At 56.3% G+C, this 17,163-nt stretch carries 15 protein-coding genes; 10 read left to right on the forward strand and 5 right to left on the reverse strand.

All coding sequences use genetic code 11. The features are described 5' to 3' along the window. Nucleotides 1-903: a LysR family transcriptional regulator gene (locus CUN67_RS01515; protein WP_208713711.1), complete on the reverse strand. Its 903-nt coding sequence runs from the start codon at nt 901-903 to the stop codon at nt 1-3. A 106-nt stretch (nt 904-1,009) separates the two neighbouring features. Here CUN67_RS01515 and CUN67_RS01520 point away from each other — a divergent pair, with 106 nt between their 5' ends. The 3 genes from CUN67_RS01520 to CUN67_RS01530 all read left to right on the forward strand — a co-directional run bounded on the left by CUN67_RS01520 (nt 1,010) and on the right by CUN67_RS01530 (nt 2,814). Further along, on the forward strand, nt 1,010-1,435 hold the full coding sequence (locus CUN67_RS01520; RefSeq protein ID WP_208713712.1) for a CidA/LrgA family protein: 426 nt from the start codon (nt 1,010-1,012) through the stop codon (nt 1,433-1,435). Further along, complete coding sequence (locus tag CUN67_RS01525) at nt 1,428-2,123, forward strand: LrgB family protein (protein ID WP_084871863.1); 696 nt, start codon at nt 1,428-1,430, stop codon at nt 2,121-2,123. Before CUN67_RS01520 ends, CUN67_RS01525 begins: the two co-directional genes overlap by 8 nt. A 145-nt stretch (nt 2,124-2,268) precedes the next feature. After that, nucleotides 2,269-2,814, forward strand: a complete 546-nt coding sequence (locus tag CUN67_RS01530) for a YfaZ family outer membrane protein (protein ID WP_084871864.1) — start codon at nt 2,269-2,271, stop codon at nt 2,812-2,814. Nucleotides 2,815-2,888: 74 nt separating this feature from the next. On the opposite strand, the gene CUN67_RS01535 is transcribed toward CUN67_RS01530, so the two are convergent. The 3 genes from CUN67_RS01535 to acs form a co-directional block, all read right to left on the reverse strand. Continuing rightward, nucleotides 2,889-4,538 (reverse strand): cation acetate symporter, encoded by a 1,650-nt coding sequence (locus tag CUN67_RS01535; protein WP_208713713.1) that lies wholly within the window; start codon nt 4,536-4,538, stop codon nt 2,889-2,891. Continuing rightward, the gene (locus CUN67_RS01540; protein ID WP_208713714.1) at nt 4,535-4,864 is read right to left on the reverse strand and encodes a DUF485 domain-containing protein; all 330 of its coding nucleotides are present in this window, start codon (nt 4,862-4,864) and stop codon (nt 4,535-4,537) included. Before CUN67_RS01540 ends, CUN67_RS01535 begins: the two co-directional genes overlap by 4 nt. Before the next feature lie 172 nt (nt 4,865-5,036). After that, nucleotides 5,037-6,992, reverse strand: a complete 1,956-nt coding sequence (gene acs / locus CUN67_RS01545; protein WP_208713715.1) for an acetate--CoA ligase — start codon at nt 6,990-6,992, stop codon at nt 5,037-5,039. 573 nt (nt 6,993-7,565) lie between these two features. Between acs and gltP the strand changes: the two genes are divergently transcribed. The 4 genes from gltP (at nt 7,566) to CUN67_RS01565 (ending at nt 13,088) form a co-directional block, all read left to right on the forward strand. Beyond that, nucleotides 7,566-8,867 (forward strand): glutamate/aspartate:proton symporter GltP, encoded by a 1,302-nt coding sequence (gene gltP / locus CUN67_RS01550; RefSeq protein WP_208713716.1) that lies wholly within the window; start codon nt 7,566-7,568, stop codon nt 8,865-8,867. A gap of 143 nt (nt 8,868-9,010) precedes the next feature. Next, nucleotides 9,011-9,922 (forward strand): N-acetylmuramic acid 6-phosphate etherase, encoded by a 912-nt coding sequence (murQ, locus tag CUN67_RS01555; protein WP_208713717.1) that lies wholly within the window; start codon nt 9,011-9,013, stop codon nt 9,920-9,922. Further along, entirely contained in the window at nt 9,922-11,346 is a 1,425-nt protein-coding gene (murP, locus tag CUN67_RS01560; protein ID WP_208713718.1) for a PTS N-acetylmuramic acid transporter subunit IIBC, read from the forward strand. Before murQ ends, murP begins: the two co-directional genes overlap by 1 nt. Before the next feature lie 209 nt (nt 11,347-11,555). Next, nucleotides 11,556-13,088 (forward strand): methyl-accepting chemotaxis protein, encoded by a 1,533-nt coding sequence (locus CUN67_RS01565; protein ID WP_208713719.1) that lies wholly within the window; start codon nt 11,556-11,558, stop codon nt 13,086-13,088. Here the strand turns inward: CUN67_RS01565 and CUN67_RS01570 are convergent. Beyond that, entirely contained in the window at nt 13,085-14,044 is a 960-nt protein-coding gene (locus CUN67_RS01570; protein ID WP_208713720.1) for an AraC family transcriptional regulator, read from the reverse strand. The genes CUN67_RS01565 and CUN67_RS01570 overlap by 4 nt on opposite strands. A 103-nt stretch (nt 14,045-14,147) precedes the next feature. On the opposite strand from CUN67_RS01570, the gene CUN67_RS01575 reads away from it, so the two are divergent. The 3 genes from CUN67_RS01575 to CUN67_RS01585 all read left to right on the forward strand — a co-directional run bounded on the left by CUN67_RS01575 (nt 14,148) and on the right by CUN67_RS01585 (nt 17,121). Continuing rightward, the gene (locus CUN67_RS01575; protein WP_208713721.1) at nt 14,148-15,335 is read left to right on the forward strand and encodes an MFS transporter; all 1,188 of its coding nucleotides are present in this window, start codon (nt 14,148-14,150) and stop codon (nt 15,333-15,335) included. Nucleotides 15,336-15,646: 311 nt separating this feature from the next. Further along, nucleotides 15,647-15,856: a DUF1471 domain-containing protein gene (locus CUN67_RS01580; protein WP_208713722.1), complete on the forward strand. Its 210-nt coding sequence runs from the start codon at nt 15,647-15,649 to the stop codon at nt 15,854-15,856. Nucleotides 15,857-16,065: 209 nt separating this feature from the next. Further along, nucleotides 16,066-17,121, forward strand: coding sequence for a YncE family protein (locus CUN67_RS01585; protein ID WP_208713723.1), 1,056 nt, complete (start codon nt 16,066-16,068; stop codon nt 17,119-17,121). The last annotated feature ends 42 nt before the right edge of the window (nt 17,122-17,163 follow it).

Raw genomic sequence — 17,163 nt, forward strand, 5'->3', positions numbered from 1 at the left:
TCACACTGAGATGCGCGGCGCATTATCCGGCCAGTGCTCACGGCAGCAGGCAATCCACGCCTGGGCACTGCGCGACAAATAACTGCCTTCCCGCCAGATCAATCCCAGACTCCACTTCAGCTCCGATTCCAGCGGCAGCCACAGCAGCGATTGCTTATCCAGCCGCTGACAAATCGGTTCCGGCAGAATCGCCAGCCCCATCTCTGCCTGCACCATCGCCGCCAGAAAATCCCACTGACCGCTGCGCACCGCGATATTCGCGGTTAAGCCAAGGCGATGGAACGCCTTCATCAGCTGCCGGTTCAGGGAAAATTCTTCGTTGAAAATCAGCAGCGGATGCTCCGCCAGCTCGCCTAAGCCAAGGTGAGTACGATTGAGCCAGGGTGCGGTGCGGGGGAGCAGCACACAGAGGGGATGATGCATCAGCTCCAGCGTATTGAGCGGGAGATCGGGGTCAACCGGCAGCGCGGTCAGCGCGATATCGAGACTGCCATCCAGCACCGCCTGCTGCACAGTCAGACCACCAAATTCAGCGATCTTCAGCTCAACACCCGGATAGCGGCGGCGAAACGCCGAGATGGAACCGGCAATCTGCATCCCGACCATCGGCGGAATACCGAGGCGCAGCTCACCGGTTTTCAACTGGTTGATGTCACCAATCTCGGCTTCCAGCTGATGAAATTCCTGCAAAATTGCCAGTCCACGCTGATACACCGCCTGGCCGCTATCGGTAAGGTGCAGCTTACGCCCGTCACGCAGCAGCAGCGTACAGCCCAGCTCCTCTTCCAGCTGGCGCAGCATTTTGCTGATAGTGGGCTGAGTGACATAGAGTTTCTGCGCGGCGCGGGTAAAACTTTGCTGGCGCACCACTTCGGTAAAGTAGCGCAGAGCGCGGACGTCCATAAAGTATTCCTTATTGGCATAGATTGAATAATATTAATTCATTTTTTTCACACTCTGCCTGCGTTTTATACTGAACACCTGATTTATTTACCGGGGAGAAGGGAAAATGGCGTTCGCATTGAGTCCGCGCAGAACGGACATCCTGCAGCGTGTTTTCGTCCCGTTACAGCTGGTGCTGTATGTGGGATTGTTTATGGCCAGCGACAAACTGGTGGGCTGGCTGCATTTGCCGCTACCCGCCAACGTTGTCGGCATGGTTTTGTTGTTGGTGTTAATCATGACGCATGTGATTCCGCTGCGTTGGGTCAAAGCCGGGGCGAACTGGTTGCTGGCCGAGATGCTGCTGTTCTTTGTTCCGGCGGTGGTGGCGGTGGTGAACTACAGCGATCTGCTGCGTAGCGAAGGCTGGCGCATCTGTGTGGTGATTGCGCTTAGTACCCTGCTGGTACTGGCTGCCACCTCGCTGGTGGTTGACAGGGTTTACCGTTTTGAAATGGCGCGCGCCGCGCGTAAGCAGGCACGTCATGAATGACCTGATTATCAGCCTGATATGTCTGGTGCTGACGTTGCTGGTGTATTACCTCAACAAACGGCTTTATCGTCGCTGGCGTACCTTGTTGTTGATGCCGCTGGTGATGACGCCGCTGGTGTTAGTGGTGCTGCTGCTGGTAACCCATGTGAGCTGGAAAGACTATATCGCCGAAAGCCACTGGTTGCTGTGGCTGCTCGGCCCGGCCACCCTGGCCTTTGCGGTACCGGTGTATGAAAACCAGGAAATTATTAAACGCCACTGGTTATCGCTCAGTCTTGGCGTGGCGACGGCGACGCTGGTTTCCGTTTGTAGCTCAGTATGGCTGGCACGGCTGCTGACCTTGCCGGAATCCATCCAGCGCAGCCTGGCGGTGCGCTCCATCACCACGCCATTCGCGCTGGCAGCGGCTAAACCGATTGGCGGTCAACCGGATCTGGTGGCGCTGTTTGTGGTGATCACCGGGGTGTTTGGCATGGCGGTCGGGGATTTTCTGTTCCTGCGGATCGCGATTAAGCAGGGGGTGGCGAAAGGCGCGGGCTTTGGTGCCGCATCGCACGGTGCCGGTACGGCGCGTGCTTACCAGATTGGCCAGCAGGAAGGCGTGGTTTCCAGCCTGGTGATGATGCTTTCCGGCGTGGTAACGGTGATCCTCGCACCGCTGCTGGGCCACCTGATGTGGCAGGCATAATCTCTGCACTTAACGGCCCGTAAGGGCCGTTTTGCTCTATCTGGTAATTCCTGTTTACGTAAAGCTTGCCAAATAAAGTTGTTTCCTGCCGCCTGGCTGTTTACCCTTTCCGCCGAATTGATTGTCCTTCATGGAGTGGAATTACATGTTAAAGCAACTTGTTACAGGAAGCGTACTGGGTCTGGCACTGCTGAGCAGCGGCGCGCAGGCAATTGAGGGCAGTGTTGACGTGGGTGAACACACCACCAACCTCAACCTTGGCCTTGGTACGACCTCACCGGGCCTGTTCCTCAATGGCAACTGGCTGCGCAGCGATCACGACGGCAGCAGCTACGGCCTGGGGCTGGGTTATAACGTTGATTTCGGCGGTCTGCGTCTGGCACCGACCGCGAAAGCGCTGTTCACTCATCCGGAAGATGGTAAAGACGGCTTTACTGTGGCAGTGGGTGCGGGTGCGCAATACAATTTCAACCGTATGTGGGGCCTGTACGGTGGCTACTACTACGCGCCAGAAGCGTTCTCTGATCACCTCGACAGCTACAAGGAAATGTCTGGCGGCCTGAGCTTCACCCCGATCTCGCTGCTGAACGTGCGTGTCGGTTATCAGTACATCGAGCTGAACAACAAAGGCAGCCGCAAAGACAACGTACTGGCCGATGGCCCGTATGTGGGCGCATCACTGCGTTTCTGATGTGATCCCGTCAAGGTGCGCATGAATGCGCACCCTACGTGATTGTTGTAGGGTCGGCATTCATGCCGACCTGGTCAGTGCGATTTCCCCTGCTGAATCCCCACTCCCGTCTGCGAACGAATAAACTGTCCACGGAAACGTCGCCGTTCAGCGGCTCCCTGCTCTGAACTGTCGGTGATGGAAAACAGCCAGGTGCCGATAAAGGCCGCCAGCATCGAGAACAACGCCGGATATTCATAGGGATAAATCGGTGTCGCATGTCCCAGCACCTGTACCCAAATCGTCGGGCCGAGGATCATCAGCACCACCGCCGTCAGCAGGCCAAGCCAGCCACCAATCATCGCACCGCGCGTGGTCAGTTTTGACCAGTACATCGATAGCAGGATAATCGGGAAGTTACAGCTGGCCGCAATCGAGAACGCCAGGCCGACCATAAAGGCGATGTTTTGCTTCTCAAACAAAATCCCCAGCGCAATCGCCACCACGCCCAGCACCAGCACGGTGATTTTCGATACGTGCAGCTCCTCACGCTCGGTGGCCTGACCCTTACGGATCACGCTGGCGTACAGGTCATGAGAAACCGCAGAGGCACCGGCCAGAGTCAGACCGGCCACCACCGCCAGAATGGTGGCGAAGGCCACGGCGGAGATAAAGCCGAGGAACAGGCTGCCGCCCACCGCATCCGCCAGATGTACCGCCGCCATATTGGTGCCGCCAATCAGCGCGCCGCTGGCATCTTTAAACGCCGGATTCGCCCCCACCAGCAGGATCGCACCGAAGCCGATAATAAAGGTGAGGAAGTAGAAATAGCCCATAAATCCGGTGGCCCAGAACACGCTTTTACGCGCTTCACGCGCATCTGCCACGGTGAAGAAGCGCATCAGGATATGTGGCAAACCGGCGGTACCAAACATCAGCCCCAGCCCCAGCGACAGCGCGGAGATCGGATCTTTCACCAGCCCGCCAGGTTGCATAATCGCCGCGCCTTTCGGGTGCACCGCCATCGCTTCGGTAAACAAGGTATTGAAACTGAAGCCGGTGGCCTTCATCACCATAAGCGCCATAAAGCTGGCCCCGAACAGCAGCAGCACCGCTTTGATGATTTGCACCCAGGTGGTTGCCAGCATGCCGCCGAACAACACATACATCACCATCAGGATCCCCACCAGCACCACCGCGATATGGTAGTTAAGGCCGAACAGCAGCTGAATCAGCTTTCCGGCTCCGACCATCTGCGCAATCAGATACAGCGCCACCACCACCAGCGAGCCGCAGGCGGAGAGGGTACGAATCGGTTTTTGTGCCAGGCGATAAGAGGCGACGTCGGCAAAGGTAAAACGACCAAGGTTACGCAGGCGTTCGGCAATCAGAAACAGGATCATCGGCCAGCCGACCAGAAAGCCGAGTGAATAAATCAGGCCGTCATAACCCGAGGTATACACCAGCGCCGAAATACCAAGGAACGACGCGGCAGACATAAAATCACCCGCCATCGCCAGCCCATTTTGAAAGCCGGTAATGTTGCCGCCTGCGGTGTAATAATCACTGCGTGAACGGGTACGTTTTGAGGCCCAATAGGTGATGCCCAGCGTCGCGGCAACAAACACCACGAACATGATGATGGCTTCATAGTTGGTGGCCTGTTTTTGTACTTCACCGGTGATGGCATCGGCAAAGGCGCTGAGTGGTGCAGCGGCGAGGAACAGCGGGAGCAGGCGCTTCATTGTTTCACCTCGCGCAGGATCTGTTTGGTCAGACGGTCAAATTCGCCGTTGGCGCGCCAGACATAGACGCCGGTCAGCACGAAGGAAATGATAATCAGGCCCACGCCGATGGGGATGCCCCGCGTCACATTGGTGCCGGGATGGAGCGGCGTGCCAAGCCAGGCGGGGGCAAAGGCGATCAGCAGGATAAAACCCACGTACAACACCAGCATGATCAGGCTCAGCAACAGCGCAAAGGCCTGGCGTTTACGCACCAGTTCCTGAAAGCGCGGATTGCTCTCGATTTGCTGCCACACAGCTTCCTGAGGGTTTACGGCTTCGTTCATCACAGTTTCTCCAGAGGCAAGGCAGGCAGCAACCTCACCAAAGCGTGATGTTAACTGCCTGAATGTTCTAATTATTTAATAAATGCGATGTTGAAGAGTACGACGTAAGGTAAGGCTGGCGATGAGGAGCCTTGCTAAGCAGGCTGAACCTCACCGCCGGGGTTAAGCTCCATCAGGGCATTTTGATGGATTGTTTCTCTTCCAGCAGTTTCTCTACCACGCCAGGATCGGCCAGGGTTGAGGTATCGCCCAGATTACTGGTATCGCCCGCGGCAATCTTGCGCAGAATACGACGCATGATTTTGCCGGAGCGGGTTTTCGGCAGTGAATCGGTCCAGTGCAGCACATCCGGGGTGGCAATCGGGCCAATCTCTTTACGTACCCAGTTACGTACCTCGGTATAAAGCTCTGGCGACGGTTCTTCACCATGGTTCAGCGTAATGTAAGCATAGATCGCCTGGCCTTTGATGCTGTGCGGAATGCCCACCACCGCCGCTTCGGCAATCTTCGGATGCGACACCAGCGCGGATTCAATTTCCGCCGTACCGAGGCGGTGACCGGAAACGTTCAGCACGTCATCCACGCGGCCGGTGATCCAGTAGTAACCATCTTCATCACGGCGGGCACCGTCACCGCTGAAGTAGCGATTTTTGAAGGTGGAAAAATAGGTCTGCTCGAAACGCGGGTGATCGCCAAACAGGGTACGCGCCTGGCCTGGCCATGAATCGACAATCACCAGATTGCCTTCGGTTGCCCCTTCGAGGGTATTGCCTTCGTTATCCACTAACGCGGGCTGCACACCAAAGAAGGGTTTGGTGGCGGAACCGGCTTTCAGCTCGATGGCACCTGGTAACGGGGTGATCATGAAGCCACCGGTTTCGGTTTGCCACCAGGTATCGACAATCGGGCAACGACCGTCACCAATCTTGTTGTAGTACCACTCCCAGGCTTCCGGGTTAATCGGTTCGCCCACTGACCCCATAATACGCAGGCTGGTGCGATGGGTGCCTTCGATGGCTTTGTCACCTTCGGCCATCAGCGCGCGAATCGCCGTCGGCGCGGTGTACAGCAGCGTGACGTTATGTTTATCCACCACCTCCGCCATACGGCTCGGCTTCGGCCAGTTTGGCACACCTTCAAACATCAGCGTGGTGGCACCGCAGGCCAGCGGGCCATAAATCAGGTAGCTGTGACCGGTGATCCAACCCACATCGGCGGTGCACCAGTAAACATCATCAGGATGATAATCAAAGACATACTTAAAGGTGGTCGCGGCATACACCAGATAACCGCCGGTGGTATGCAGCACGCCTTTCGGCTTACCGGTGGAGCCGGAGGTATAAAGGATAAACAACGGATCTTCCGCGTTCACCGCCACCGGTTGATGCTGATCGGAGGCGTCAGCCATCAGATCATGCCACCACAGGTCACGCCCCTCACGCCAGCCGGTATCTTTCCCGGTGCGTTGAAACACCACCACGTTCCTGACGCTGGTGACGTTGGGGTTGTTCAGGGCGTCATCGACATTTTTCTTCAGCGGAATGCTGCGTCCGGCGCGCACGCCTTCATCGGCGGTGATCACCAGTCTGGCGCTGGAGTCGACAATGCGTCCGGCCACCGCTTCCGGTGAGAAACCACCAAAAATCACCGAATGCACCGCGCCGATACGGGCGCAGGCCAGCATGGCAATCGCGGCTTCCGGCACCATGGGCATATAGATAGCGACCACGTCGCCTTTCTTCACGCCAAGGCCGTTCAGTACGTTGGCAAAACGGCACACTTCCCCGTGCAGCTGGCGGAAGGTGAGGGTTTTGCTTTCGCTGGCGTCATCGCCTTCCCAGATGATGGCGGGATGATCACCACGCGTCTGCAAATGGCGATCAAGGCAGTTGGCCGCGAGATTCAGCGTGCCATCTTCATACCAGCGAATGGAAATATTATCCGGGGCAAAGGACGTGTTCTTCACTAAAGTGTACGGCGTAATCCAGTCGAGAATTTTGCCTTGTTCGCCCCAAAAGGTTTCGGGATCGTCAACCGACTGTTGATACATCGCTGCATATTGCCCGGCATTGATCAGGGCATTTTCTGCAATCGCAGCAGGAACGGGATGCTTGTGAATTTGGCTCATGGCTGACCTCCTTGAAGATGTTAATCATATGTCAATCAAAGGTTAATTGAAGCCTTGCGCGAGAGCTTTGTTTTGGTTTTGCAGCCTGGATCACGGCCTAAGCGTGTGGCTATTCACGCGGTAAATTTCGTTGTGTGATCAGCAGGGATGGCAACACGTTGTGCGCGAAACCTGAGAAAGTTCTGAACAAAATAGCAGCAAACGGACCCGGCGGCTTTTTGTTCGGTTATGCATAGCTATGCGGAAAATTATCGAATTAAAACTTTTCATAACAGCGGGTTATGGTTATGTCATCGGATCAGCATTTTATGCTACAGCAGCGGATAAGATTTAAGCGAACCCCCCAGGGGTTGCATTTACCGTAGTGAAAATGGTACTTATCTCGCCCCTGTTCCGCAGGTATCCACTCAGGCTGCATCACAGGACGCGTGCAAAATGCCCGCAAAGCAGTACCGGATGCAGTCCAGTATAACCCTCTATTTTATCGGGCTTTTGCTCACTTCCCTGTGTGTATCATCTTCTGCACCTTCGCAGCAGAGCAAAGGGGTTTTAACTGAGGAAATATAACGCGTTATGAAAGGTTTTAAGCTCAGCCTCGCCTGGCAAATATTGATCGCGCTGATTCTCGGCGTTGTGGTCGGCACGGTGCTGCATAATCAGCCGGACGATCGTGAATGGTTAATCACCAATATTCTCAGCCCGGCCGGCGATATCTTCATTCATCTGATCAAGATGATTGTGGTGCCGATTGTGATTTCATCATTGATTGTCGGCATCGCCGGTGTCGGTGACGCGAAAAAACTCGGGCGCATTGGTGTCAAAACCATCGTCTATTTTGAAGTGATCACCACCATTGCCATTGTGGTCGGCATTACGCTGGCCAACGTATTCCAACCCGGCAGCGGCATTGATATGTCAACGCTGGCAACGGTGGACATCTCTAAATATGAAGCCACCACCCAGGCGGTGCAGGGTGCACCTCACAGCCTGGTGACCACCATTCTGTCGCTGATCCCGCAGAACATTTTCGCCTCGCTGGTGAAAGGTGACATGCTGCCGATTATCTTCTTCTCGGTATTGTTTGGTCTGGGGCTGTCATCACTGCCAGCGGAACATCGCGATCCGCTGGTGGGGCTGTTCCGTTCGGTTTCCGAAACCATGTTCAAAGTGACGCATATGATCATGCGCTACGCGCCGGTTGGGGTGTTTGCCCTGATTGCGGTCACCATTGCCAACTTTGGCTTTGCCTCGCTGTGGCCGCTGGCCAAGCTGGTGCTGCTGGTTTACGTCGCGATTCTGTTCTTCGCTTTTGTGGTACTGGGCGCGGTAGCGCGTCTGTGTAAGCTGCGTATCACCACCCTGATGCGTATCCTGAAAGATGAACTGATTCTGGCCTATTCCACTTCCAGCTCGGAAACTGTGTTGCCGCGCATTATGCAAAAGATGGAAGCCTATGGCGCACCGAAAGCCATCACCAGCTTTGTGGTGCCGACCGGTTACTCCTTTAACCTTGATGGCTCCACGCTGTATCAGAGCATCGCGGCGATCTTTATTGCTCAGCTGTACGGTATTGACCTGTCGCTGACCGATGAAATCATCCTGGTGCTGACCCTGATGGTGACCTCGAAAGGGATTGCTGGTGTGCCGGGTGTCTCCTTTGTGGTGCTGCTGGCGACGCTGGGCAGCGTAGGGATTCCGCTGGAAGGCCTGGCTTTTATCGCCGGTGTGGACCGCATTATGGATATGGCGCGTACCGCGTTGAATGTCATCGGTAACGCGCTGGCAGTGCTGGTGATCGCGCGCTGGGAAAACCAGTTCGACACCGAACAGGCCGCCGCTTACGAGCTGCAATTACGTACGCGCAATGCGACGTAGCTAAAACGACAACCCGCCGCCCGGCGGGTTTTTTCTTTCTGCCCCACAAAACTGAAAAAATCTTTTCCTGCCTGAGTGAATTAAGAATTCAATTTGATATATAGTTTTGCGAATAAATTATTCTTTCACCGGAGCGTGTGCGCATGAAAATCGATCTTAGCCAGATGGTCACCGAAGGCCGTAACCCGGCCAGTCAGCATATTGATGAGTTATCGACGGAAGCGATGCTGCGCGTTATCAACGATGAAGATAAAAAGGTGGCGCTCGCCGTAGAGGCTATCGTGCCGCAGATTGCCCAGGTGGTGGATGCCATCACCGCCGCCTTTAGCCAGGGTGGCCGCCTGATTTACTGTGGTGCTGGCACTTCCGGGCGTCTGGGGATTCTTGATGCCAGTGAATGTCCGCCGACCTTTGGCACGCCGCGCAGCCAGGTGGTGGGGTTAATCGCCGGGGGGCACACGGCGATTTTGCAGGCGGTGGAAAACGCCGAAGACAACGCTGAGCAGGGTGCGCAGGATCTGCGTGATATTCAGTTCAGCGCCAAAGATGTGCTGGTGGGCATTGCAGCCAGTGGCCGCACCCCTTACGTGCTGGGCGCGCTTGATTACGCGAAGCAGCAGGGGGCATTTCGCGCTGCCTTAACCTGCAACCCCAATAGCGCAATGGCGCAGGTGGCCGATGTGGCCCTGACCCCGGTGGTTGGCCCGGAAGTGGTCACCGGTTCCTCACGGATGAAGGCCGGTACGGCGCAGAAACTGGTGCTGAATATGTTGACCACCGGCGCGATGATCCGCAGTGGCAAGGTGTACGGCAACCTGATGGTGGATGTGGAAGCCACTAACCAAAAGCTGGTGCAGCGGCAGATTAATATCGTGCGCCAGGCGACCGACTGCGATGAAGAAACGGCACAGCAGGCGCTGGCAGCCTGTCAGGGCCACTGCAAAACCGCCATTGTGATGGTGCTGGCGGGATTGCAGGCTGAGGAAGCGCAAGCGCTGCTGGGCCAGCATCATGGCTTTATTCGTCAGGCGTTACGTGACGCAGGAGCGCAATAATGGCCGCCATCACCGAGTCCTTGCTGCGCGATATGCTGCACGCCGTGGGCGGGGCAGCCAATGTGACGCACTGCGGCCATTGCATGACGCGCCTGCGCCTGACGCTGGCGGAGGCGCAGCTCGCCGATCACGCCCGGCTGAAAACCCTGCCAGGGGTGCTCGGGGTGATCGACAGCGATGCGCAGTTGCAGATCGTGCTCGGTCCCGGCAAAGCGCAAAGCGCGGCGGAGATGATGCAAACGATGCTGGATAACCCGGCGGATCTGCAATCCATCGCCTCAGTGCAAAAGCAGCAGCTAAAAGCGAAGCAAACCAGCCGCCTGCATCAGTTTCTCACACGCTTTGCCACCATATTTACCCCGCTGATCCCCGGTTTTATTGGTGCTGGTCTGCTGCTTGGTTTCGCCACGCTGATCGAGCAGATTTTTCATCTCACCACGCCAGGCGATCATCCTCACTGGCTGCTGGCGACCGTCGCCTATATGAAGGTGTTTGGCAAAGGTCTGTTCACCTTCCTCAGTATTCTGATTGGTTACAACGCGCAAAAAGCCTTTGGCGGCACCGGGGTGAATGGGGCGATTATCGCGTCGTTATTTGTGCTGGGCTATGTCCCCACCGCCACCGTGGGTTATTACAGCGGCATGGAGAACTTCTTCGGTCTGACTATCGATCCACGCGGCAATATTATTGGCGTGCTGCTGGCGGCGATATTTGGTGCCTGGCTGGAGCGGCAGCTGCGTAAAATCATTCCCGATAATCTGGATATGATTCTGACTTCTTTGCTGACCTTGTTGATCACGGGCGCGGTGACCTTCCTGGTGATTATGCCGATTGGCGGGGAATTATTTAAAGGCATGTCATGGCTGTTTATTCATCTGAACAGCAATCCGTTTGGCTGCGCCATTCTGGCCGGATTATTTCTGATTGCGGTGATGTTCGGTATTCATCAGGGCTTTATCCCGGTTTATTTTGCTTTGATGGAAAGCCAGGGTTTTAACTCGCTGTTTCCGATTCTGGCGATGGCGGGAGCTGGCCAGGTGGGGGCGGCGCTGGCGTTGTGGTGCCGGGCGGATAAACAGTCGCAGTTACGCAGCCAGATCAAAGGGGCGATTGTGCCGGGCTTGTTAGGGGTAGGAGAGCCGTTAATTTACGGTGTCACCCTGCCGCGCCTGAAACCCTTTATTACCGCCTGCTGTGGCGGGGCGCTGGGCGGTTTCTTTATCGGCCTGGTTGCCTGGCTGGGATTGCCGGTCGGGATGAACACGGTCTTCGGCCCGTCCGGGCTGGTAACGCTGCCGCTCATGACCTCACCACAGGGCATCTTCGCCGGTATGGCGGTGTATCTCGCCGGATTGATGGTTGCCTGGGTAGGCGGATTCGCTTTTACCTGGTGGGGTGGCACGCGCGGGGTGGATTTGAGTTAATCGATCAACGTCAAAAAACGGCGCGATAATTCGCGCCACTACATTAAATTTAATGGTTTTTCTCCCTTTTTGCTCCCCTGAACCTCTCAATCCCCTGCGTTATGCGGATTTAAAATTCGATAACCCTATTAAAGTTACGACCTTTTCCTGCCGAAAAGATAAATAAGGGTTATCAATTTTTCTCGCCTCTGGCTTGCAAGGACTCACTAATGCGTAACAATCAGCCCATCACTCAGCGTGAATACGTCTTTGACGATCATGCCACCCTGATGTCCACCACCGATTTCAACAGCATGATCACCTACGCCAACGATGCTTTTATTGAGGTCAGTGGATTTACCCCGGAGGAGGTTAATGGCCAGCCGCATAACATGGTGCGGCACCCGGATATGCCACCGGAAGCCTTTGCGGATATGTGGGCGACGTTAAAACAGGGCGAACCCTGGACTGCGCTGGTAAAAAACCGGCGTAAAAACGGTGATCATTATTGGGTACGTGCCAACGCTATACCGGTAGTACGCGCGGGGCAGGTGCGGGGATATATGTCGGTACGCACCAAACCGACGCCTGAAGAGATTCGCCAGAGCGAGGCGCTCTATCGGGATTTCCGTGAGGGACGCAGTAAAGGACGTCGTTTTCATAAGGGGTTAATTGTTGGCCGTTTCAGCACGTTGCTCAAAACTCTGCCGCTGCGCTGGCGGATCCGCTCACCTTTGGTAGCCCTGCTGCCGCTGTCGGTGCTGGGCGTCTGGTTGCTTGGCCTGCCACCGCTGGCACTGGGCGGCTTTAGCGGCGGTATGGCGCTGCTGCTGCTGCTGACCAGCCTGTGGCTGGAGCAGCAGATTTCACGACCGATGGAACGCATCTGCCGTCAGGCGTTGAGCGTGGCGACCGGGGCCAGCCATAAAGTGGAGCAGATGGATCGCGTCGATGAAATTGGTGTCACGCTGCGCGCCATTGGTCAGCTCGGGCTGATGTTCCGCTGGCTGGTGGATGATGTCAGTGGTCAGGCGATTAACGTGCTGGGTGCCAGTGATGCCATCGCGCGCAGCAACGATGAACTGAGCCGCCGCACCGAGCAGGCTGCTGCGAATGTGCAGCAAACCGCCGCCACCATGAACGAAATGACGGCGACAGTGAAAAGCAATACCGAAACCGCCAGCGAAGTGAATGATCTTTCGGCCAACACCAGCCAGGCGGCGGTGCAGGGCGGTAAAGTGATGCAGGAAATGGTCGGTATGATGGCGGAAATCGCCGACAGTGCTAAGCGTATCGCCAATATTACCAGTGTGATTGACGGCATTGCCTTCCAGACCAATATCCTGGCACTGAATGCGGCGGTTGAAGCGGCGCGCGCCGGGGAGCAGGGCAAAGGTTTTGCCGTGGTGGCCGGCGAAGTGCGCAGCCTGGCGCAGCGTAGCGCCACTGCGGCCAGCGAGATCAAAAAGCTGGTGGAAACCAGCGCCAGCCGCGTGCAGTCGGGCAGCAGCCACGCCGATGCTGCCGGGCGCACCATGCAGGAAATCGTTGAGCAGGTGCAGCATGTCACCGCGTTAATCGCGCAGATCAGTGCGGCGACGGCAGAACAATCCGTGGCGTTGAGCGAAGTGAGCGGCGCGGTGGAAGACCTGGATGACATCACCCATCAAAACGCCGCGCGCGTGCAGGAAGGGGCTGAAGCGTCAGAACGTATGGCACGCCAGGCGAATCGCCTGGTGGAAGCGATCAGCGTGTTCCGTTAAAGCTCCGATATCACTTCTCGCCGGGCGCGCAGTGCGCCTGGCGGTTGTCCGACGATACGCTTAAATGCCCGGCTGAATGCCGCCAGCGAGCCGTAGCCGAGATGAAAGGCGACGCTTTCCATCGCCTCTCCCTCGTTAACGATGCGTTGCACAGCCAGCCGCATACGCAGCTCGGTGAGATAACGCAGCGGCGTCATGCCCGTGGCCGACTGAAAACGGGCAGCAAACACCGAACGTGAGCTGCCCGATTCGCGTGCCAGTCGTTCTACCGTCCAGTTTTCACCCGGCGCGCGGTGCATGGCAGCCATTGCCAGGCTGAGTCGCGGGTCGCGCAGCGCCTGCACCAGTCCGCTGCCTTTGCCGCAGCCGTTTTCCACCCAGCCACGCACAATCTGCGCCGCCACCACGTCCGCCAGACGTGACAAAATCCCGGCAAACCCTGCCTGGCGCAGGCGCGTTTCCCGTTCCATGGCATCAAGGATGGGCTGGATTTCCGGATATTGCGCCAGCAGCGTGCTGACCAGCATCACATCCGGCATGGTGTGCACCAGCGGCTGCATCCCGCCCAGTTCAAACGCCATGCAGGCGCTGAACAGCACCACTTCAGCGTTATCTGCGCAATCCCCCTCCGCGCCATTAATGGCACAGACGCTGTCGCAGATCGGCTTGCTGTTGAAGGTGCTGATCGGTTCGCAGTGCACCTCCTCGCTGGAGATCAGCGCATGGGGGCGACCGTGCGGGATCAGCAGCGCGTCACCGGCCTCAAGCGGATAGATCGTCCCGGAGGCAGAGCGGATCAGCAGCGATCCGCGCCCGACAAAATGCAACTGCGCCCGGCCTGGCGCATCGTCATACTGCAAGCCGAAGGGCGCATTGAGGGCGATACGCTGATACCTGACACCGTACAGGCGCATACCCATCAGCAGTTCACTGGTCAGATCTTCATAGCGGCTCATACGATTCCAGACGAATTATCAAAAAACAAAGTTTCTTTATCATAGATCGTCTTGCTGTTGCTCACTATGCTCACTCTTTAATATTTTGTGATGGGGATCGCAGATGAGCCTGAATAGTGATGTCGTCGAACAGAGTTTGCCAGTGGAGAAGCCCGCGTGGGGCGCGGTGTTTGCCATGGCTTTCGGCGTATTCGGCCTGATTACCGCCGAGTTTTTGCCGGTAAGCCTGCTGACGCCCATTGCCGCTTCGTTGCAGGTCAGTGAAGGACAGGCGGGACAAACCGTCACGGTGACTGCACTGGTGGCGCTGCTCACCAGCCTGGTGATTGGCAATCTTACCCGCCGTCTCGATCGTCGGCTGGTGATGCTGGCGTTTACCCTGCTGCTGATTGCCTCGGCGCTGCTGGTGGCCTTTGCCGAGGACCTCACCATGATCCTGCTGGCGCGGGTGTTGCTGGGCATGGCGATTGGCGGTTTCTGGACATTATCGACCGCCATCACCATGCGTTTGGTGCCGAATGACCAGGTGCCGCGTGCGTTATCGATTGTGTTTAGCGGGATTTCGCTGGCGACCATCATCGCCGCACCACTCGGCAGCTATCTTGGCGGGCTGATTGGCTGGCGTAATATTTTCCTGTTAACCGGTGCATTAGGCGTGCTGGCGCTGTTCTGGCAGTTCTTTACCTTGCCTGCCATGCCGCCGGAAAACAAGGCCCGCAGTGGTGGCGTGCTGGACCTGCTGCGCCGTAGCGTGATGCGCTGGGGGATGCTGGCGGTGATCATGATGTTTACCGGCCACTTCGCCTTCTTTACTTACCTGCGTCCGTTCCTGGAAAGTGCTGCGCAGCTTAACGTCAATCAGCTGTCGCTGGTGCTGCTGGCGTTTGGTGTGGCGAACTTCTTCGGCACCTCGCTGGCGGGGTATCTGGTGACGCGCAGCGTCTCGCTGACCCTGAGTGGTATGGCGCTGCTGATGAGCGTCACGGCGCTGGTGCTGGTGAGTTTCGGCGGCGTCTCGTGGCTGGTGGCGGTAGGTGTCGCGGTATGGGGACTGGCATTTGGTTCGATGCCGACCGGCTGGTCAACCTGGATTTCCCGTGCTGTGCCGGATGACGCGGAATCCGGTGGTGGCTTGCTGGTGGCGACGATCCAGCTGGCGATCACCGCCGGTGCTGCTGCGGGTGGCTGGATGTTTGATTTGCAGGGCGCAGGCGGGGTATTCCTCTCCAGCGGTGTACTGATGTTGCTGGCGGCGATAACCATTTTCACCCGCGTGCGGCATCACGGGTAACGATGACAACTGTAGCGGCGCGATTTATCGCGCAGGTTTTTCCGGCACCGCGCACGGCATTGCGCAATAAATTGCGCCGCTACGGTTTCTATCAGTTCGGACCAATCGCAGCGATATATCCTGCCTTTTAACTAAAACGCAGATTATTAACACGGCGTGCAAAAGCTAACCATAACGTGCTTTTTATGGTCAGTTTTTTTGAATGATAACCGCAAATCTCTCCGCTTTTTGTTGATCAATTTTCGGCCTATTATTTATCTCAACAAGGCGATTACGCCTTACCTAATCAAATGTTGACCGAGGAATTGACCATGAAATCTATCAAAACTTTTGCTGCTGTTGTTGCTCTTTCAGTCCTGCCTTTCGCCAGCTTTGCTCAGAGCGTGACCGCTACCGCGTCTACTCTGGACGGTGCTGAAGCGAAAATTGCTGCTCAGGCACAAGTTGCTGGTGCTTCCTATAAAGTCACTGAAGCCACCTTCAACAACGGCGTGCACATGACCGCTGAACTGACCAAATAAGTCAGTTAACAATCTGTGCTGACAGGGCGCCTCCGGGCGCCCTGGCCGCGTTTAAGCCGATAAAATCCTGTCACTTCTCTTCGTAAATGATTACTATTCGCAAAAATAAAATCCTTCGTCGGCCTGCCTCGGGCTGCTTTTAACTATCTGGTTGCAATGTCGGGCTTTCATTCACTGCCGTGAGGCGGTGGTTTTGCTATGGAGAAGTCATGAAAGCGAATAAAACTGTGCAGTGGGCGCTGCGTCCACTGTTTCTGGCGACAGCCCTGTTGTCTACCTCTGCGGTAATGGCGGCAGATACTCAGGAATTGAATCAGCCGATCTCAAAAGGTGCCTATGAACTGGCCTTCAGCAACAGCGATAACGCGCTGTTCCTGGCGACGTCACAAAATGCCACCAATGAAAAGGGCGGCACCGTCTATCGTCTCGATCCGCAAAATCTGACGGTAAAACAAACCATCGATACCGATCTGAAAGCCTTCGGTGCCACCATCAACCCCAAAACCAATATCCTCTACATCGGTAACACCGTGAATGCGGCGGTGACGGCGGTGGATGCCACCAGCGGCAAGGTGCTGAATACGCTGGTGCTGGATGGCCGGAAACGCAGCGAAACTGTGCGCCCGCTGCAACCGCGTGAACTGGTAGCCGATGCGGCGACTGACCGCGTGTATATCGGCGGTTTGGGTCAGGAAAGCGTGGTGTGGGTGGTGGATGGCAAAACGCTGCAATTGATCAGCACCGTGCCGAATACCGGTAAAATGGCTGCTGGTCTGGCGCTGGATTCCGCTGCGCAGAAACTCTACGTCACCAACGCTGACGGTGAGCTGCTCACCATTAACACCCGTCTGAATGCGATTGAAAAACGTCAGAAAATTGATGCCGAGAAAGATCATTTCTTCCTGAACATCGCGCTGGATACCAAAGGGCATCGCGCCTTCCTCAGTGATTCCAAACAGCCGCAGGTGCTGGTGCTGGATACCCGTACCCAGCAGGTTATCCATCGGATTGATGTCCCTGAATCGCTGGCGGTGCTGTTCAATGCCGACCGTGATGAACTGTATGTGACGCACCGCAAAGCCGGTGAAATCAGCATCATTGATGCCAGCAACTACAAAGTGAAACGCACGGTGAAATCACCGGGCCTGCCAAATAGCCTGGCGCTCTCGGCGGATGGCAAAACCCTGTTTGTCAGCATCAAACAGCCTGGCTCCCGTAAAGAACCACCGAAAAATCCGGATAGCGTGCTGCGCATCGCATTGTGATCATCCTTATCTGAATTTACGGGGCGGCTTGTGCCGCCCTTT

This window comes from Pantoea cypripedii (genome assembly GCF_011395035.1).
Taxonomy (GTDB): Bacteria; Pseudomonadota; Gammaproteobacteria; order Enterobacterales; family Enterobacteriaceae; genus Pantoea; species Pantoea cypripedii_A.